The organism is Actinomadura sp. GTD37 (genome assembly GCF_041951365.1).
GTDB lineage: Bacteria > Actinomycetota > Actinomycetes > Streptosporangiales > Streptosporangiaceae > Spirillospora.
The window spans coordinates 173482-191180 of record NZ_JBGNUS010000001.1 but is presented as its reverse complement, the minus strand read 5'-3'; the positions used below and the strand labels follow the sequence as shown (position 1 = coordinate 191180).

Below are 17699 nucleotides of genomic sequence, written 5' to 3'. Positions count from 1 at the left end.
TCAAAAGGCGGTCAGGCGCCGGAGCCGGGCCGCGGCGCCACGTCGGACGGCCCGAGGTGCGCGCCGCAGGAGTCGCAGGTGAAATCCGGGGTCAGCGTCCCGTCGCAGCCCCGGTGACCGATGATCAGGGGCGGGCCGTCGGGCGCGTAATGGCGGTCGCCCCACATCAGCAGGGTCATGACCGCGGGCCACAGCTCGACGCCCTTGCGGGTGAGGCGGTACTCGTGGCGCTCCGGACGCTGCTGGTACGGGACGCGCCGCATGATGCCCTCGTCGCACAGCCGGTTGAGCCGGTCGGTGAGGACGTTGCGCGCCACGCCGAGGACGTCCTGGAAGTCGTCGAACCGCCGAACGCCCTGGAAGGCGCTGCGGACGACCAGCATCGTCCAGCGGTCGCCGACGACCTCCAGCGACCGGGCGACCGAACAGTTCTGTGACTCGTACGTGCGGGGTAGTGCCACACTCGAACCCTACCCGAGTTTCATGAAACAACGGGCCCCAGGGGACATCCCCTGGGGCCGTCGTCGCGGTGTGCCTACTTCAGCTTCTTGCCGGCGGACTGGAGGTTCTCGGCGGCCTCGACGATGCGGGCGGCCATCGCGGTCTCGGCGGCCTTGCCCCACGAGCGCGGGTCGTACTGCTTCTTGTTGCCGACCTCGCCGTCGACCTTCAGCACGCCGTCGTAGTTGCGGAACATGTGCTCGGCGACCGGGCGGGTGAACGCGTACTGGGTGTCGGTGTCGATGTTCATCTTGACGACGCCGTAGGAGACGGCCTCGCGGATCTCCTCCAGCGACGAGCCGGAGCCGCCGTGGAAGACCAGGTCGAACGGCTTGTCCTTGCCGTACTTGGCGCCGACCGCGTCCTGGATGTCCTTGAGGACCTCGGGACGGAGCTTGACCGAGCCCGGCTTGTAGACGCCGTGCACGTTGCCGAACGTCGCGGCGAGGATGTAGCGGCCCTTCTCGCCCACGCCGACGGCCTCGGCGGTCGCGATCGCGTCGCCCGGCGTCGTGTACAGCTTCTCGTTGATCTCGTTGGCGACGCCGTCCTCCTCGCCGCCGACGACGCCGATCTCCATCTCCATGATGATGCGGGCCTTGGCGCACTCCTCCAGCAGCCCGGCGGCGATCTGGAGGTTCTCGTGCAGCTCGACGGCGGACCCGTCCCACATGTGCGACTGGAACAGCGGCTCCTCGCCGCGCGCCACCCGCTCCTGGGAGATCTTGATCAGCGGACGCATGAAGCCGTCCAGCTTGTCCTTCGGGCAGTGGTCGGTGTGCAGGGCGATGTTCACCGGGTACTTGGCGGCCACGACCCGGGCGTACTCGGCGAGCGCGGTCGAGCCGACGACCATGTCCTTCACCGTGGAGCCGGACAGGTAGTCGGCGCCGCCGGTGGACACCTGCACGATCCCGTCGCTCTCGGCCTCGGCGAACCCGCGCAGCGCGGCGTTCAGCGTCTGGCTGGACGTCACGTTGATCGCGGGGAAGGCGAAACCGTCCTGCTTGGCACGGTCGAGCATCTCCGCGTAGACCTCGGGCGTTGCGATGGGCATTGTCAGCGTCCTTTCAATACGCAGCGGTGCCGCCGGGCCGTCGCGCCGGGCGGTAGCACCCGGACGTCCGCGTACCCAGGTGGGGCCCCAGGTCACACGTTTCCGGGTCGGGCATGCCGTCCACCCTCAGTATCCCGCCTATCAGGAGCAGGTTGAAAGGTACGCTCGCGGTGTGGATCTCACGACCCTTCCCCTAAACATCACCGAGTGGCTGCACCCGACCGCATGGTTGCAGCTCTTCGGCACGTTCGCGACGATCGGCGTGCTCGCCATCATCTTCGCCGAGACCGGACTGCTGTTCGGCTGCATCCTTCCTGGCGACTCGCTGCTGTTCACGGCGGGGATCCTCACGGCGGTCTCGACCGTCAACGGGCAGGACTTCCAGCCCCTGTCGCTGCCCTGGCTGCTCATCGGCGGCCCGATCGCGGCGATCGCCGGCGCCCAGCTCGGGCACTGGCTCGGCGCCAGATACGGCCGGAAGCTCTTCGACCGGCCCGACTCCCGCATCTTCAAGAAGGAGTGGGTGGACAAGGCCGAGTACTACTTCAACCGGTTCGGTCCCGCGAAGGCGGTGGTGCTCGCCCGGTTCATCCCGATCGTCCGGACGTTCCTCAACCCGCTCGCCGGGATGCTGGGCATGGACGCCAAGAAATTCTTCGTCTGGAACGCCATCGGCGGCATCCTCTGGACGGACGCCCTGTTCCTGCTGGGCCACTTCCTCGGTTCCGAGGTGCCCGACGTCGAGAAGTACATCCTGCCGGGGGTCGCGATCATCCTCGTCCTGTCGGTCATCCCGATCATCCGGGAGGTCCTGAAGGGGCGTAAATCGGACCGCGGTCCGAATAAGAATGGTCCCGAAGAGTCACGACCGTCGCTCAGCGGTGACAGTTATCGCTAACCTCCCCATGTGGGACGTCATCGGTCGGACCCTAGGGGTCTCGCGCGCATACTGATCGCGGCATTGGCCGTGCTGGCCGCACTGGCCCTTCTCGTGGTGGGTGGCACGGCTCTGGTCAACGCGGTAACGGGCGAACCCGAACAGAAGGGACCATCATCGACGGCCGCCTCGCCCAGCGACGGCGACGGCGGCAGGACGTCCCCGAGCGGCAACGGCAAGACGACGCCGGCGAGTGAGGTCCCGCTCGTGATCAGCGTGACCGGCCAGCCCACGACCGTGGTCGTCCGGGTCGCCGACTCCGGCGGCAAGGTGCTCACGAACGGCCAGCTCAACACCGGGGACTCCCTCAAGTACGACCAGGCGCCCCTCTCGGTCGTCGCCGCCAACGGCGGCTCCCTCAAGGTCGTCATCTACGGCGAACTGCAACCGCAGAAGCCCGCGGGCCGGCGCGGCGAGTGGCTCGTGAAGGCCAAGGGCTGACCGCGGCCGCTAAGCCAGCCCCAGGTCCGCCACGTCGTAGGGGTGGCGGTACGTGAGCCCCTCCTCCGCGATCCGCCCGGCCGCGCCCCGCTCCAGGATCGTCGCGACCGCCACGACCTCCGCCCCGGCCTCCCGCAGCGCCTCCACCGCCGTCAGGACGGACCCGCCCGTCGTCGAGGTGTCCTCCACGGCGAGGACGCGGCGGCCCTTGACGTCCGGCCCCTCGATGCGGCGCTGCAGCCCGTGCGCCTTGCCCGCCTTGCGGACGACGAACGCGTCCAGCGTCCGCCCCCGCGCCGCCGCCGCGTGCAGCATCGCCGCCGCGACCGGGTCGGCGCCGAGCGTCAGCCCGCCGACGGCGTCGTAACCGAGGTCGGCGGTCTCGTCCAGCATCACCCGCCCCACCAGCGGCGCCGCGGCGCCGTCCAGCGTCACCCGGCGCAGGTCCACGTACCAGGACGCGCGCTTCCCCGACGACAACACGAAGTCGCCGTGCACGACGGCCTTGTCCTTGATCAGCTGCAGCAGCTCGTCACGATCGCTCACCCCTGTATCCTCCCAGGTCCGTGATCAGGCTCGGGTGTGAGCCGGCCGGGGACCGCGTGTAGGTTCGGCGGGTGACACCCGGAACGGTGGTTCTGCTGCACGCCCCGCACGCCACAGCGGCCTCCTGGGGCGATCTGCCCGAGATGCTCCGCTCGTACGGCCTGGACGTGGTGGCGCCGGACGTCCCGGACGAGACCGGCCCCCGCTACATCGCCCGCGTCTCGCTCATCATCACCGCGACCGACCCGGCCGTGCCGCTCGTCCTCGTCGCGCACGGCGCCGCGGGCCCCCTCCTGCCGGGCATCGCCCTCGCGCAGCGCGCGGCCCACCGTCCCGTCGGCGGCTTCGTGTTCGTGGACGCCGATCTGCCCCGCCGCGGACAGCACGACCACGGCGCCCCCGAGAACGACCTCCCCGTGGCCCCAGATTGGCCCGAGGCGCCCTGCGGGTACCTTCGCACCCATGCGGACCACTCCGCCTCGTCCGGCCACGAGCAGGCCCTCAGAGAGGCGCGCCTGCGCGGCTGGACCGCAACCGAGCACGAGCCCCCCACGACCGTCGCCCAATCCCTGAGCGAACTGATCGCCCTGCTGTGACCACACGCCCGCGGACGAGCCCGAGCCCCCACTCAAGCGGTACGACGGAGACGGGACCGAGCCCGATGAGTCACCCGTTCTTCAGCAGGTCGTCCAGGAGCGCGTCGTAGTCGTCTTCGTTGCGGCCCAGGTCTACGCGGGCGCGGTAGCGGAGGCGGAGGAGGGCCTCCAGGCTGTCCTCGGCGATGGCGACGTCGTCGGGGCCCGGGGTGAGGGAGTCGGCGTCGGGGGCGGGGGCCTCGTCGGGGCCGCCGCCCATGCCGGTGCCGACGGCGCGGTCGCGGAGGGCGAGGACGACGTCGGCGCCGCTGGTGGCCCATTCGTGGGCGCCGGTCGCGTCGCCCTGGGCGTACAGGACCTCGGCGACGGCGCGGTACACCTCGGGGTCGCGCGGGCTGTCGGCGCGGATCTGGTCGAGGAGTTTGCGGGCCTCGTCGGCCCGGTCCAGTTCGAAGAGCGCGTCGGCGAGGTAGGCGCGCGGGTCGCCGTAGGTCTCGCCGCCGTCCTCCATGGCACTGCGGTACAGCTCGGCGGCTCGGCCGTGGTCGCCGGCGTGCTGCCATTGCTCGCCCGCGCGCAGCAGGACGTTGGCGCGTGACACCCCACCGGAGACCGAGTCGGCCAGCTCGGACAGCCGGCGGGCCGCCGAGATGTGATCGCCGGTGCGCAGGGTGTCGAACTCCAGGTCGTCGAGATCGTCTTCCGTCACATGCGTCACGCTTCAACGCTACCCGGCGGCGCCCGGCCGAAGCGGGCGAATCGACGATGATCGTCGAATACCGCCGCGTATCTGTCAGCTCACCTGCGGGAACGTTCTAGCGCGTCCCAGAATCCGCGGCGCAGCGCGTGCCGCACCTCGTCGTGCAGCAGGAAGTCGATCGGCAGCGAGGAGCCCTGGAGGAGGCGCGCCTCGAGGTCGGACGGCATGCGCGGCTTGCGGGCGAGGACGGCCTCCAGCCACAGCGCGGGCGCGTCCCGGGCGACGGACTCGCCGAAGTCCTGGCCCTCCTGGTGGGCGGCCTTGACCGCGTCCGAGAGGGTCGGGGTGGTCTGCGCCGGGACGGGGGAAAGCTGCTGCGGCCCGGTGTAGGGGCCGGAGTGGCCGACCTGCTGCTGCGGGGCCATCGTCTGCGGGGGCATCGTCTGCGGCGGAAGTGTCTGCGGGGGCGGCGGCGGGGACGGCGCGGGGATCGGCGACGAGCTGTACTGCGGCCCGGGGTTCGGCGGCATGGGCGGCGCCGAGGGCGCGTGGGTGGACGACGGCCCGGACGTGGAGGCGGGCTGGAGCGGGGCCTGCTGGCCGCCGCCGTAGGACGATCCGCCGAGGCCGCCGCCGGTTCCGTTGGGCAGCGGCATCGGGCCGGTGCCCACGCCGGTGGAGCCGCTGCTCAGCCCGCCGGTCATCGCCGGGCCGAGGTCGCGGACGGACGGTGCGGACGGCGCCGGCGGCCCGCTCACGGGGGACGCGGGCGGCGGCCCGTTGTGCGAGGTCGTCTGCAGGGGGCCGAGTGAGCCGCTGTGCCCGTTGGCGCCGCCGTGCCCGTTGGACAGGGGGCCCGTGCCGAGGGAGGAGCCGGACATGGCGTCCATTCCGGCGAGCAGGTTGACGTAGGGGCGCAGGTGGCCGGAGCCGATCTCGATGAGGTCGTCGCATTCCTGCCGCAGCACGCGGGAGATCGTCCAGTTGCCGTCGACGGCGACGTGCACGACGGTGACGCGGACGCCGAGGTCCTGGGCGTCGCTGACGATCTGCGCGAGGTCCTCGTCGCCGCTGACCAGGACGGCCTCGGCGAGCGCGCCGTTGCGGGCCAGGGTCATCAGGTCGCGGTGGATCTCGGTGTCGACGCCCTCGCGGCGGCCGGGGCGGACCCGGCCGAGCCGCAGTTTGAGGCCGGGCAGGTCGGCGAGCGCGTCGTGCTCGGGCGAGCGGCGGCCCTCGATCGTCGCCTCGTACCAGTAGCAGCGCATCAGCGGCAGCCCGGTGCGTTCCCTCGCGAGGTTGCCGAGGAGCTGCAGAACACCGCCGAAGTCCCACGAGACGGTCTCACGGTGGCGCGTGCCGTGCACAGCCATGGCGCCGTCCGCCAGCAGATAGCCGGCGTCAACGAACAGCGCGCAGCGATCCATGCGGCACCGTCCTTCCTCAACACGGGAGCTCACAGCGTGCCCGACCAGACGTAGCGACCCGGGGCGCTTATAGCGTAGTGAAGCGCTGCAGCCCAGTAGGCCGATACGGCGATTCGCCACTCTTTCATGACGACCCGCCCGTTGGCGACTCCCCGGTAACAATGAAATTGGAGCCGCGGCGGACGCTACCAGCCGTTTCGGCCCCGCCCCGCGCTTCCGCATGATCTTTACGGGGAGACGGCAGGTCACGCGTTCGGTTTCGGGATTTGCGGGGAACTCGAAACCTTTCGCGGTCTTGCTCATTGTGGCGGCTTGACCACTGACCGTCATACATTTCGGGCGCGTTTTCCTTTTCGTGGGGCGCGGCCGGGTGAAGCGGTCCGTCAGATGATTCGGGCGCGGCCCATCTCGGTGAGGTCCGCGCCGCCGTCCGGAGTCTCCCAGCGCACGTTGCAGTCCCGCCCGGACAGTTCGACGGTGGCGATGGCGTTGTGGAACCAGGGGCCCTCGGTCATCCGCCACCGGATGGGCGGGACGGGCACCTTCGCGAGCTTCGCCAGCAGCCGGAACGGGGCGCCCGCCGCCCGCGAGTACGCGACGCGGTTCGCCCACTTGAACTTGCCCTGCAGCGGGTTCCGCAGCGGCGAGCAGACGATCTGCGACACCTTCGACTGCGTGCCGGGGTCGGTGACCCGCGCCAGATACGAGAAGTGGATGTCGCCCGACAGGAACGAGATGCTCGCCGGCGCGGGCCCGCGCTCACCGCGCCCGACGGCGACGACGTCGGCGGCCACGGCGCGGAACGACCGTTCGAACGCGGCCCAGTGCTCCAGGTCGGCGGCCTGCCGGATCCTCTCCCCGACGCGCGCGCCCTGCCTGCCCCAGGCGCCGCCGGCGACGGCCTCGTTCCAGGACTCGGCGTGGTGGATCGCCATGGGGAGCAGGTAGGGCAGCGAGCTGGCGATGAGCAGGTGGTCCATGCCGCCCTGGCACCGGCCGTCCAGCCACTCGAACTCCGCGTCGTCGAGCATTCCGCGGCGGTCGGCGGTGAGGAGCCTGGAGCATCGGCTGTCGACGACGATCAGGCGGGTGCCGCCCCAGTCGTGCGCATAGCTCCAGCGCGTACTGGCAGGTTCCTTGTCGGCCCTCTCGGCGAACTCGTCCAGGACGGCGCCCGCGTCGCCCGTGCTGTCGGACGCCTCGCGCAGCGCCGCGAAGACGGGATCGGACGCGCGGTCCTGCGGCGACATGTTCCCGAGGTGCTGGTAGATCCAGTACGAGCCGATCCCGCCGGTGATGCGGTCCCGCCACCAGGGCTGGGCCCACATCTCCTCGCGCCACGCGTGGGAGGTGTTCCAGTCGTCCCGGATGTCGTGGTCGTCGAAGATCGTGAAGGTGGGGACGGTCGACAGCAGCCACCGGACCGCCGGATCGCCGTGCCAGGCCAGCTGGTAGAGGTGCGTGTAGTCCTCGAAGTCGGCGGCCTCGTCGGCGGGCGGCTCGTCCGGCCCGCGACGTGCGCCGATGAACGCGCGCATCTCGTCGCTCAGCTCGTCGGCGTACACCTGGTCGCCGACCATGAGCAGGATGTCCGGCCAGGTCACCGCGTCGCCGCCGGTCCGCAGCCGCTCGGCGAACGCGGCGAGCGCGTCGTGGCCGAACTCCTCGACGGTGCCGGGCGAGCGGCGGCAGGACCCGAACGAGATCCGCAGCCCGCCGCTCTCGTCCAGCGTCCTGATCTGGGACGGGGGGGACCCGTCGTCCTCGGGCCAGACGGCCTCGCCGTCGGTCCGCACCTCGTACGGGATGCGCGACCCCGCCGCGAGCCCGTCGATCTCCACGAGCGCGTAGTGGTGGCCGTGCGCGGTGAACGTCCGGGCCGACGCGTCGACCCCGTGCTCCTCGCTGACGACCCGCACCTCGCAGGGCCGTTCGGTCTCCACCCATATCGTCGCGGTGTGGTGACTCACATGCCGGAGATGGGGTCCGAGAACCAAAGCGCTCATAGACCGTCTCTCTAGCGGATCGGACCCCGCGTCGTCCACTCGCCATCAGGCCCCCGGAGGCGCTCGCCGGGTCAGCCGCGCAGGACCTCCGCCTCCTTGCCTGGTGCCAGCCCCACGGCGGGACGGTCGGGACGTTGCGGCGCCCGCCCGCCGATGCTCTGAAGCCATTCCCACGTGTCGGCGACCGTCTCCTGGACGGGCCGGCAGCGCAGTCCCGCGGAGAGGGCCTTGGTGACGTCGGCGCGGTGCATGGTGTCGTGCGCCTCGCCCGGCGGGAGCCAGACGGGAAGGTCCGTCCACGGCTGGATTCCGGCGCCGAGGATGGTTTCCGGGGCCGTCCAGACGAGGTCGGCATCCGACCCCGTCACCCGGACGCAGGCTTGGAGCAGCTCGTCCATCGTCGCGTGGCCGGGCGGGCTGACCACGTCGTAGGGCCCGTGCAGACCTCGCACGGCCGCGTCCAGCGTCCAGGCGGCGAGGTCTCGCGCGTCGACGTACTGGATGCCGATGCCGCGCGGGCCGGGCGCGAGAACGCCGCCGCCTCGGGCGACGCGCGTCAACCACCAGGGCAGCCGCCCGATGTTCTCGTACGGGCCCAGGATGAGACCGGCCCGCACGAGCAGCGCCCTGTCTCCGAACACGTCGAGCGCCGCCAGTTCCCCGCCGCGCTTGGCCGCCGCGTAGTCGACGTCGCCGTCGTCCGGAGAGCCGTCCACTACGGCGGCGTCTTCGCCGAGCCCGAGCGGTGTGGGGAACCGGTAGACGGAGCGGCTGGAGATGTAGACGTACTGCCCGGCGCGTCCGTCCAGCAGCCGCGCGGTGTCGCGCACCGCGGACGGCGCGCCCGACCACGTGTCGACGACCGCGTCCCATTCGCCGTCTTCGAGGGCCTTGAGGCCGTCCTCGGCGGTCCGGTCGCCGTGCAGCGACTGGACGCCTTCGGGCGGCGCGTGGCGGCCCCGGTGGAAAACCGTCACGTCCCAGCCGCGTGCGAGCGCGTCGTCGGTGACGGCGCGTCCGACGAACTCCGTCCCGCCCAGCATCAGAAGCCTCATGGGAGAACCCTGCCTTCTGTACGTTCTGTACGGAAGGCCGGCACGCTCACAGCGGAATCGCGCCTTCGGGGGCGATGCCCCGCAGCAGGGTGTCGACGATCAGGCCGGCCAGGGCGCCGGCGTCCTCGCCGTCCGTCCCGTTCCCGGTGCTGACCTCGTGGATGAGGGCGTAGTAGACGCGGCGCGCCCAGGCCAGGTCCACGTCGGGACGGATGACGCCGGCGTCCCGGGCGCGGCGGAAGAGGTCGTCGCACTTCTCCAGGACGTCCGCGTGCACCCGCGCGACCTCGGGGTCGGACGACGCGGCGGCCCGCCCCATCGCGAAACCCCACCCGATCTTCACTTCGAGGACGTTCGCGGTCACCTGGTAGAGCCCGACGAGCGGCGGCGCGGTGTCGGCCCGCGCGGCGTCCACCGCCGCGGCGAACCGCTCGGCGGCCCACGCGGTGAGCGCGTCGAGCAGCGCGTCCCGGGTGGCGAAGCGCCGGTGCACGGTCGTCCGCGCGACCCCGGCCGCCTCCGCGATCTGCTCCATCGTCGCGGACGGATCCTTCGACAGGACCCGCTCGGCGGCCTCCAGGATCGTCCGGACCGTTCGTTCGGCGTCGGCACGCAGCGCTCTGGTCACCGGTTAACAGTACAACCGAGTCACCACTGCGGCCGTACTTGCATCATTCGTGTTGCAGGTTCTAGAGTGAGCGCATCAGCCCTGATGCATGAAGGAGAGTTCGATGGACCTGCGCTTGACGAACAAGACCGCCGTGGTGACCGGTGCGGGCAAGGGGATCGGCCTCGCCGCCGTCGAGGCCCTCAGCGCCGAGGGGATGCGGGTCGTCGCCGCGTCCCGCACGATGACGCCCGCGCTGGAGGCGACCGGCGCGATCCACGTTCCGGTCGACCTGTCGGACGCGGAAGGGCCCCGCCGCCTGATCGAGACCGCGCTGCGGGAGCTCGGCGGCGTGGACGTCCTGGTCAACAACGTCGGCGGCGGTGACGGCGGCGGAGGCGCGGGCGGGTTCCTCTCCTACGCGGACGATCTCTGGCAGGGGGTCTTCGAGCTGAACCTGTTCGCGGCCGTCCGGGCCACCCGGGCCGCGCTGCCCAGCCTGCTCGAACGGTCGGGGGCCATCGTGAACGTGTCGTCCAACGCGGCGCGCGTCCCGCACTCCGGGCCCGTCCCGTACACGACGGCCAAGGCGGCGCTCACGGCGTTCGGCAAGGCGCTCGCCGAGGAGTTCGGGCCCCGCGGCGTCCGCGTCAACACGGTGTCGCCCGGCCCCGTCCGCACCGCGATGTGGGAGGACCCCGACGGCTACGGCGCGGGACTCGCGGCGTCGATGGGCCTGCGGCACGAGGAACTGCTCGCGGGCCTCCCGGGCGCCGCCGGCATGCTCACCGGACGGCTCGTGGAGCCCGCGGAGGTCGGGGCGCTCATCGCCTACCTCGCGTCCCCGGTGGCGGGCAGCACGCTGGGCGCCGACCACATCATCGACGGAGGCGCCATCAAGACCGCCTGACGGCACCCGCCTTTTGCGGGCGCACCGGAATGGGCGGGACGGGGCGGGCCGATTTCGCGGGCGGGAACGGTGCAGCGGCGCTGACCGGTTTGCATACGGAGCAGTATTTATATCCCGCACGGAGGATGTCGTGGGGATTCAACTGGTCGGTGTCGCGCGCCGCAAAGTTCTGGCTATGGTCGAGTTCCTGCAACTCTCATTCGGTGGGGGAATGAGTGCGGATTGACGACTGCCTTGCGCGGATGATGACGATACCGGGAGCCCGGCGGGCGACATTGGTCGACTGCGCCAGCGGCCTCGCTGTGGCCGCGGCGGGCCGGGAGGACCTCGTCGACCAGCACGAGGACGCGGCCGGCGCGACCGACGTGGTGCGGGCGGTGCTGTCCACGCCGGCGCTCAGCGCCACCCCGGCGGGCGACGACGTCGAGGAGATCATCGTCTGCGGCACCGCCGGATACCACCTGCTGGCCCTCTCGGGAGCCGATCTCGACGGGCATCTCTTCGTCCATTTACTGCTCGACCGGGAAAACGGCAATCTCGCGCTCGCGCGGCTGCACATGCGGAACCTCATCCGCGAAATGACGGACGCCTGACATGGCCGGCGACATTTCCGGCGTCCTCGGCGCGCTGGAACGGGAAAGGCGCACCGGCGTGCTGCGCGCCGGCGGCGACGGCGCGTTCCACATCGAGCGCGGCGCCGTCGTCCACGCGGAGAGCCCGCACGCGCCCGGCCCCGGCGACCTGCCCGCCGGGCCCGACCCCGAACTGCCGGCGCTGCTCGCGATGTTCGACGCCGCCTACTTCCTCCTCGGCTCGGCGGCCGAGCCGGTGTTCACCGAGGGCCCGCCGAGCGGCGGCCCCCGGCGGATCACCGCGGCGACGCTCGTGCACGAGCAGCGCCGGCGCCGCGCCCGCCTCGACGCGGCCTGGCCGGACGGCGGTGTGGACGTCGCGCCCGTCGAGCCCGTCCGGCGGGTCCGGCGGCAGCGCGTCATCCTGACCGGCGTCCAGGCGGAGATCCTGCTCAACGCCGACGGCCGGCGCACTCCGGCGCGGCTGGCCCGCGACCTCGGGCGGACGGCGTTCGGCTGCCTGCTCGCGGTCCGCGGGCTCGCCGCGGCGTCGCTGGTGCGGACCGATCCGCTCGGGCCCGGCGCCCCGCCGTCCAGGACGGAGATCCCGGCCGAGTGGGCGCCGCCCGACCACGACCTGCTCGACCGGCTGCGGACCGCCCTGGTGGGGCTCGGCTGACCGCGGCGACCAAGGCTCGCTTGATCGAAAGGCTGACGAGGTGGCGAAACGAGCGGTGGCGGGGACGGCGGCACGCGTCCCCGGGACCGAGGTGGCGGCGGAGCTGCGGGCGCTGCGGGCGCGCGTCCCGCAGCTCACGGGCAGCCTGGTCGCGTCGGTGGACGGGCTGCTCGTCGCGCAGGACCTGCCCGCGTCCGTCGAACCGTCCGGGATGGCGGCGGTGACGGCGACGGGGCTGTCCCTCGCGCACCGGATCGCGCAGACCGCGCACGGCGGCGCCTTCCACGAGGTGGTGATCCGCGGGGTCGACGGCTACGTGGTCATCTACGCGGCGGGGCCGACCGCGTCCCTCACCGTCCTCGCGGAACCGACCGTCAACGTGGGCCGGCTCCACCTGGAGTCGCGCCCGGCCGCCCGCGCCATCGCGGCGCACCTCACCGGCCCGCGCCGTACGTAACGACAAACCGAAGGGGAGCACGCATGTCCAACCTCGACCTCTCGCTGAAGGACATGATGTCGATCGACGGGGCCGTCGGCGCCGCCGTCGTCGACTTCAACAGCGGCATGGCCCTCGGGCAGCTCGGCAGCTCCAAGGCCCTCGACCTCCAGGTCGCCGCCGCCGGGAACACCGAGGTGGTGCGGGCCAAGCTCCGCACCATGGAGCAGCTCGGCCTCAAGGAGGAGATCGAGGACATCCTCATCAGCATCTCCAGCCAGTACCACGTCATCCGCCCGGTCACCGGCCGCAAGGGCAAGGGCCTCTTCCTCTACATGGCGCTCGACCGGTCCCGCGCCAACCTGGCCCTGGCCCGCCACCGCCTCCGCGACATCGAGGAGAACCTGGAGGTGTGAGGCCGTGACGGACGGCCCGTCCACCGCGGCGCACGCGGTGGACGGGCCGCGGCCGTCAGCCGTTGAGCAGGAGCAACATCTGCTTGATCTCGGCGGTCCGGGACTCCACGACGCGCCGGGCGAACGCCTTCGCGTCGGGGCTGGCGCCCTTGCTCTGCTCCGTCCGCGCCATCTCCACCGCGCTGCCCTGGTGGCCGATGAACAGGTTGAGGAAGGCGGGCTCGAAGCCGGCGCCCTTCGACTTCCGCAGGGCGCCGATCTCCTTGGCGCCGGTGGCCGGCGCCGCGCCGTGGTGCAGGTGCGCGTTCGCCGCCGCGCCGGATTCGGCGAGCCGCAATGCCGTGGGACGCTACTGGGAGTATCCCTAAAGAAACTTTAATAATCCTCGAAGGGACCGTGAAGGCGTCCCGCGGCGGCCGTGCCGGGCCGGCACGCCGGGACGACGCGACGGGCCGGCGCGCGGTGCGCCGGCCCGTCCCGCCCCGGTCACTTGGTGAGGTCGAGTCCGCTCTTCGGCCCGACCGTCAGCCGGTCGGCGGCCTCGTCCAGGTCGACCACGACCTCGTCGCCGTCGCGGACCTCCCCGGACAGCAGCTCGCGGGCGAGCTGGTCGCCGATCGCCGTCTGCACGAGCCGCCGCAGCGGGCGCGCCCCGTACAGCGGGTCGTAGCCGGTCAGCGCCAGCCACTCGCGGGCCGCGGGCGTGACGTCCAGCGTCAGCTGCCGGTCGGCGAGCCGGTCGGCGAGCGTGTCGACCTGGAGGTCGACGATGCGGGTCAGCTCCCTCGTGGAGAGCGCGTCGAACAGGATCACGTCGTCGAGGCGGTTCAGGAACTCCGGCTTGAACGAGTTCCGGACGGCGTTCCACACCGCCTCCCGCTTAGCCCCGTTCTCCAGCGTCGGGTCGACGAGGAACTGCGACCCGATGTTGGACGTGAGGATCAGGATCGTGTTGCGGAAGTCGACCGTGCGGCCCTGGCCGTCCGTGAGGCGGCCGTCGTCCAGGACCTGGAGCAGGATGTCGAAGACCTCGGGGTGCGCCTTCTCCACCTCGTCCAGCAGGATCGCCGAGTACGGGCGGCGCCGGACGGCCTCGGTGAGCTGCCCGCCCTCCTCGTAGCCGACGTATCCGGGCGGCGCGCCGACCAGCCGGGCGACGCTGTGCTTCTCGGAGTACTCGCTCATGTCGATGCGGGTCATCGCCCGCTCGTCGTCGAACAGGAACTCCGCGAGCGCCTTCGCCAGCTCCGTCTTGCCGACGCCGGTCGGGCCGAGGAACAGGAACGAGCCGGTCGGACGGTCCGGGTCGGAGATGCCCGCGCGGGCGCGGCGCACCGCGTCCGACACGGTGCGGACGGCCGTCTCCTGCCCGATCAGGCGCCTGCCCAGCTCGTCCTCCATGCGGAGCAGCTTCGCCGTCTCGCCTTCGAGCAGCCGGCCCGCGGGGATGCCCGTCCAGGACGCGACCACGTCGGCGACGTCGTCCGGGCCGACCTCCTCCTTCACCATCGCGTCGCGGTTGTCGGCCGCCTCCGACGCCTCCTCCAGCTGCTTCTCCAGCGCCGGGATCTCGCCGTAGGTGAGCCGCGCCGACGTCTCCAGGTCGCCGTCGCGCTGGGCGCGCTCCGCCTCGCCGCGCAGCTGGTCGATCGTCTCCTTGACCTCGCCGACCCGGTTCAGGCTCGCCTTCTCCTTGTTCCAGCGGGCGACGAGGCCGGTGAGGTGCTCCTGCTTGTCGGCGAGGTCCGCGCGCAGCCGGTCGAGCCGCTGCCGGGACGCCTCGTCGGTCTCCTTGGCGAGGTTCAGCTCCTCCATCTTCAGCCGGTCCACCGAGCGCTGCAGCTCGTCGATCTCCACCGGACGGGAGTCGATCTCCATGCGCAGCCGCGACGCGGCCTCGTCCACCAGGTCGATCGCCTTGTCCGGCAGGTACCGGGAGGTGATGTAGCGGTCCGACAGGGTCGCCGCCGCGACCAGCGCCGAGTCGTTGATCTGCACCTTGTGGTGCGCCTCGTAGCGGCCCTTCAGCCCGCGCAGGATCGCGATCGAGTCCTCCACCGTGGGCTCGCCGACGAAGATCTGCTGGAACCGGCGCTCCAGGGCCGCGTCCTTCTCGATGCGCTCGCGGTACTCGTCCAGCGTCGTCGCGCCGATCATGCGCAGCTCGCCGCGCGCCAGCATCGGCTTCAGCATGTTGCCGGCGTCCATCGCGCCCTCGGCCGCGCCCGCCCCGACCACGGTGTGCAGCTCGTCGATGAACGTGACGATCTGCCCTTCGCTCTCCTTGATCTCGTTCAGGACGGACTTCAGCCGCTCCTCGAACTCGCCGCGGTACTTCGCGCCCGCGACCATCGCGCCGAGATCCAGCGAGACGAGCTTCTTGCCGCGCAGCGACTCGGGCACGTCGCCCGCGATGATGCGCTGCGCCAGGCCCTCCACCACGGCGGTCTTCCCGACGCCGGGCTCGCCGATCAGCACCGGGTTGTTCTTCGTGCGGCGCGACAGCACCTGGACGACCCGGCGGATCTCCGCGTCGCGGCCGATGACCGGGTCGAGCCGGCCGTCGCGGGCCGCCGCCGTCAGGTCGACGCCGTACTTCTCCAGCGACTGGTAGGTGCCCTCGGGGTTCTCGCTGGTGACGCGGGCGTGGCCGCGCACCTTCTCGAACGCGTCCAGCAGCGCCTGCGGCGTCGCCCCGAACTCCTTCAGCAGGCCCGCCGCCGGGCCGCCGTCCGCGGCGAGGCCGACCAGCAGGTGCTCGGTCGAGACGTACTCGTCCTCCAGCCGCTGCGCCCGGTTCGCCGCCGTGTTGATCGACCGCTGGAGCTGGGCGGCCAGCCGCGGGGACGACACCGTCGACCCCTGCGCCCTCGGCTTCGCGGCGAGCTGCTCCTCGGCCCGCCGCCGGATCGCCTGCCAGTCGGCGCCGACCGCCTCCAGCAGCGGCACCGCCGTCCCGTCCGGCAGCGCGATCAGCGCCACCAGCAGGTGCTCCGGCTCGACTTCGGGGTGCCCCTCGGCCGCCGCCCTGCGGACCGCGACCGACAGCGCCTCCTGGCTCTTCTGCGTCAGCTTGTAGTCCATGTCCCGTCCCCGTGAAGTGCCGTGCCCTATTCCGTGCCCCGCTCGCGCCAGACGACGACGCTCGTGTGCCTGATCGGCACGAGGTCGGCGCCGGGCGTGCCGGCCGGTTCGCCGTGCCGGGCCTGCTGCGCCAGCCGCGCCGCGACGGACCGGGTCGACTCCAGTTCGTTGGCGAGCTCCTCCAGCGCCCCGTGCGCCTTCGCGAGCTCCTCGCGGAGCCGCACGTTGTCGCGCTGCAGCTCCAGGATGTGCTTGATGCCGGAGAGGTTGATGCCCTCCTCCTGGGAGAGCCGCTGGATCTCGCGCAGCATCACGATGTCGCGCATCGAGTAGCGGCGGCCCCGTCCGGCGGTCCGGCCGGGGCACACCAGCCCCAGCCGGTCGTACGTCCGCAGCGTCTGCGGATGCAGTCCGGACAGCTGCGCCGCCACCGAGATCACATAGACCGGAGTGTCATCGCCGAAGGGGTCCATGCCTTCACTCCTGCCTGGCCTGCTGGAGGATGTCGGCGCGCAGCTCCTCGCCGCCACCCGCCTCGCGGAGCTTGGCGAGCGCCTCGCGGGACGGCTCGTCGAGCTTCTGCGGGACGCGCACGTCGACGGTGACGAGCAGGTCGCCCTTCGTCCCGTCCCGCCGGGGCGCGCCGCGGCCCTTCACCCGGAACTTGCGGCCGTTGGGCGTGCCCTCCGGCAGCTTCAGCGTGACGGGCTGCCCCTGGAACGTGGGCACCCTGATCTCGCCGCCGAGCGCCGCCTCCGGGAACGTCACCGGGATCGTCAGCGTGAGGTTGTCGCCGGTGCGCCCGAACACCGGGTGCGGCCGAACCTTGATGTGCACGTACAGGTCACCGGCCGGGCCGCCGTTCTCGCCGGGCGCGCCCTTGGCCTTCAGCCGGATCTTCTGCCCGTCCGCGACGCCCGCCGGGATGCGGGCCTGGATCGTGCGGGTGCCGGTCGCGCGGCCGCTGCCGTGGCAGATCGGGCACGGGTCGTCGACGACGAGGCCCCGGCCGCGGCACTCCTTGCACGGCTCCTGGAAGCCGAAGTTGCCGAGGTTGCGGGTCTCGTGCCCGGTGCCCTCGCAGTTCGGGCACACCCGCGGCACGGTGCCGGCCTTCGCGCCCGTCCCGTGGCAGCTGTCGCAGGCCGCCTCGCTGGTCAGCTTGATCGGGACGGTCACGCCGTTCATCGCGCGCCCGAACGACAGCGTCACCTCGGTCTCGACGTCCGCGCCGCGCCGTGCGCGCCGCGCGCCCGTCGGACGGGTGCCCGCACCGCCGCCGCCGCGACCGAACAGGCCGCCGAACAGGTCGCCGATGCGCTCCCCGGCGCCGCCCTGCTGCGTCCCGGTGCCGCCCTGGCCGAACAGGTCGCCCAGGTCGAACCCGAAGCCCCCGCCGCCCTGCTGGCCGCGGAACCCGCCCGGCATCGACCGGACGGAGTCGTACTCCTTGCGGCGCTTCTCGTCGGACAGCACGTCGTAGGCCTCGGAGACCTCCTTGAAGCGGTCCTCGGCGTCCGTGTCCCCCTTGTTGGCGTCCGGGTGGTACTTGCGCGCCAGCTTCCGGTAGGACTTCTTGATCTCCTCCTGCGAGGCCGTCTTCGCGACACCGAGGACCTTGTAGTAGTCCTTCTCGAGGTAGTCCTTGGTGCTCACGGCGCCCCGCCTTCTGCTATCGCCACTTGCCACATGTCTTCAACGCCCCCGGTCGGGGCCCGACCCCGGAGGG

General features: G+C 71.9%; 20 protein-coding genes. 8 read left to right on the top strand and 12 right to left on the bottom strand.

From position 1 onward, the window contains the following. Window positions 1-11: 11 nt before the first annotated feature. Together ACA511_RS00900 and fbaA are read right to left on the bottom strand one after the other, a co-directional pair. Complete coding sequence (locus ACA511_RS00900; RefSeq protein ID WP_375022061.1) at window positions 12-461, bottom strand: winged helix-turn-helix transcriptional regulator; 450 nt, start codon at window positions 459-461, stop codon at window positions 12-14. Between the two features lie 74 nt (window positions 462-535). Continuing rightward, entirely contained in the window at window positions 536-1564 is a 1029-nt protein-coding gene (gene fbaA, locus ACA511_RS00895) for a class II fructose-bisphosphate aldolase (RefSeq protein WP_375024662.1), read from the bottom strand. A gap of 166 nt (window positions 1565-1730) precedes the next feature. Between fbaA and ACA511_RS00890 the strand changes: the two genes are divergently transcribed. Together ACA511_RS00890 and ACA511_RS00885 are read left to right on the top strand one after the other, a co-directional pair. Next, window positions 1731-2456 (top strand): DedA family protein, encoded by a 726-nt coding sequence (locus ACA511_RS00890; RefSeq protein WP_375022060.1) that lies wholly within the window; start codon window positions 1731-1733, stop codon window positions 2454-2456. A gap of 246 nt (window positions 2457-2702) precedes the next feature. After that, window positions 2703-2936: a RodZ domain-containing protein gene (locus ACA511_RS00885; protein WP_375022059.1), complete on the top strand. Its 234-nt coding sequence runs from the start codon at window positions 2703-2705 to the stop codon at window positions 2934-2936. Between the two features lie 9 nt (window positions 2937-2945). Here the strand turns inward: ACA511_RS00885 and pyrE are convergent, their stop codons facing one another. After that, the gene (pyrE, locus tag ACA511_RS00880; protein WP_375022058.1) at window positions 2946-3482 is read right to left on the bottom strand and encodes an orotate phosphoribosyltransferase; all 537 of its coding nucleotides are present in this window, start codon (window positions 3480-3482) and stop codon (window positions 2946-2948) included. Window positions 3483-3553: 71 nt separating this feature from the next. Between pyrE and ACA511_RS00875 the strand changes: the two genes are divergently transcribed. After that, on the top strand, window positions 3554-4078 hold the full coding sequence (locus ACA511_RS00875; protein WP_375022057.1) for a hypothetical protein: 525 nt from the start codon (window positions 3554-3556) through the stop codon (window positions 4076-4078). A gap of 70 nt (window positions 4079-4148) precedes the next feature. On the opposite strand, the gene ACA511_RS00870 is transcribed toward ACA511_RS00875, so the two are convergent. From ACA511_RS00870 to ACA511_RS00850, 5 genes are all read right to left on the bottom strand, one after another. Next, entirely contained in the window at window positions 4149-4796 is a 648-nt protein-coding gene (locus tag ACA511_RS00870; protein WP_375022056.1) for a tol-pal system YbgF family protein, read from the bottom strand. Between the two features lie 80 nt (window positions 4797-4876). Further along, complete coding sequence (locus ACA511_RS00865) at window positions 4877-6205, bottom strand: NYN domain-containing protein (protein ID WP_375022055.1); 1329 nt, start codon at window positions 6203-6205, stop codon at window positions 4877-4879. Between the two features lie 383 nt (window positions 6206-6588). Further along, window positions 6589-8148 (bottom strand): alkaline phosphatase D family protein, encoded by a 1560-nt coding sequence (locus tag ACA511_RS00860; protein ID WP_375022054.1) that lies wholly within the window; start codon window positions 8146-8148, stop codon window positions 6589-6591. Window positions 8149-8282: 134 nt separating this feature from the next. Further along, on the bottom strand, window positions 8283-9266 hold the full coding sequence (locus ACA511_RS00855; RefSeq protein WP_375022053.1) for an NAD-dependent epimerase/dehydratase family protein: 984 nt from the start codon (window positions 9264-9266) through the stop codon (window positions 8283-8285). A gap of 46 nt (window positions 9267-9312) precedes the next feature. Continuing rightward, the gene (locus tag ACA511_RS00850; RefSeq protein ID WP_375022052.1) at window positions 9313-9894 is read right to left on the bottom strand and encodes a TetR/AcrR family transcriptional regulator; all 582 of its coding nucleotides are present in this window, start codon (window positions 9892-9894) and stop codon (window positions 9313-9315) included. Between the two features lie 103 nt (window positions 9895-9997). On the opposite strand from ACA511_RS00850, the gene ACA511_RS00845 reads away from it, so the two are divergent. From ACA511_RS00845 to ACA511_RS00825, 5 genes are all read left to right on the top strand, one after another. Further along, the gene (locus ACA511_RS00845; protein ID WP_375022051.1) at window positions 9998-10783 is read left to right on the top strand and encodes an SDR family NAD(P)-dependent oxidoreductase; all 786 of its coding nucleotides are present in this window, start codon (window positions 9998-10000) and stop codon (window positions 10781-10783) included. Between the two features lie 215 nt (window positions 10784-10998). After that, complete coding sequence (locus ACA511_RS00840) at window positions 10999-11376, top strand: hypothetical protein (protein ID WP_375022050.1); 378 nt, start codon at window positions 10999-11001, stop codon at window positions 11374-11376. 1 nt (window position 11377) lies between these two features. Continuing rightward, window positions 11378-12034 carry a hypothetical protein gene (locus ACA511_RS00835; RefSeq protein WP_375022049.1) on the top strand — a complete coding sequence of 219 codons (657 nt, stop codon included), beginning with the start codon at window positions 11378-11380 and terminating at the stop codon, window positions 12032-12034. 40 nt (window positions 12035-12074) lie between these two features. Further along, entirely contained in the window at window positions 12075-12491 is a 417-nt protein-coding gene (locus tag ACA511_RS00830) for a roadblock/LC7 domain-containing protein (RefSeq protein ID WP_375022048.1), read from the top strand. Between the two features lie 23 nt (window positions 12492-12514). Next, a complete protein-coding gene (locus ACA511_RS00825) occupies window positions 12515-12886 on the top strand; it encodes a hypothetical protein (RefSeq protein WP_375022047.1) in 372 nt (123 codons plus the stop codon). A 55-nt stretch (window positions 12887-12941) separates the two neighbouring features. Here the strand turns inward: ACA511_RS00825 and ACA511_RS00820 are convergent, their stop codons facing one another. From ACA511_RS00820 to dnaJ, 4 genes are all read right to left on the bottom strand, one after another. Beyond that, complete coding sequence (locus ACA511_RS00820) at window positions 12942-13223, bottom strand: DUF305 domain-containing protein (protein ID WP_375022046.1); 282 nt, start codon at window positions 13221-13223, stop codon at window positions 12942-12944. A gap of 149 nt (window positions 13224-13372) precedes the next feature. Further along, window positions 13373-15970: an ATP-dependent chaperone ClpB gene (gene clpB, locus ACA511_RS00815; RefSeq protein ID WP_375022045.1), complete on the bottom strand. Its 2598-nt coding sequence runs from the start codon at window positions 15968-15970 to the stop codon at window positions 13373-13375. A gap of 26 nt (window positions 15971-15996) precedes the next feature. Beyond that, window positions 15997-16443 (bottom strand): heat shock protein transcriptional repressor HspR, encoded by a 447-nt coding sequence (locus tag ACA511_RS00810; protein WP_375022044.1) that lies wholly within the window; start codon window positions 16441-16443, stop codon window positions 15997-15999. A gap of 4 nt (window positions 16444-16447) precedes the next feature. Continuing rightward, the gene (gene dnaJ, locus ACA511_RS00805) at window positions 16448-17626 is read right to left on the bottom strand and encodes a molecular chaperone DnaJ (protein ID WP_375022043.1); all 1179 of its coding nucleotides are present in this window, start codon (window positions 17624-17626) and stop codon (window positions 16448-16450) included. Between the last annotated feature and the right edge of the window lie 73 nt (window positions 17627-17699).

What these genes read in the sequence shown, in the direction of transcription:
- ACA511_RS00845 (WP_375022051.1), top strand. Translation starts at nt 9,998, where the DNA reads ATGGACCTGCGCTTGACGAACAAGACCGCCGTGGTGACCGGTGCGGGC.
- clpB (WP_375022045.1), bottom strand. Translation starts at nt 15,970, where the DNA reads ATGGACTACAAGCTGACGCAGAAGAGCCAGGAGGCGCTGTCGGTCGCG.
- ACA511_RS00810 (WP_375022044.1), bottom strand. Translation starts at nt 16,443, where the DNA reads ATGGACCCCTTCGGCGATGACACTCCGGTCTATGTGATCTCGGTGGCG.
- ACA511_RS00835 (WP_375022049.1), top strand. Translation starts at nt 11,378, where the DNA reads ATGGCCGGCGACATTTCCGGCGTCCTCGGCGCGCTGGAACGGGAAAGG.
- ACA511_RS00855 (WP_375022053.1), bottom strand. Translation starts at nt 9,266, where the DNA reads ATGAGGCTTCTGATGCTGGGCGGGACGGAGTTCGTCGGACGCGCCGTC.
- ACA511_RS00865 (WP_375022055.1), bottom strand. Translation starts at nt 6,205, where the DNA reads ATGGATCGCTGCGCGCTGTTCGTTGACGCCGGCTATCTGCTGGCGGAC.
- ACA511_RS00825 (WP_375022047.1), top strand. Translation starts at nt 12,515, where the DNA reads ATGTCCAACCTCGACCTCTCGCTGAAGGACATGATGTCGATCGACGGG.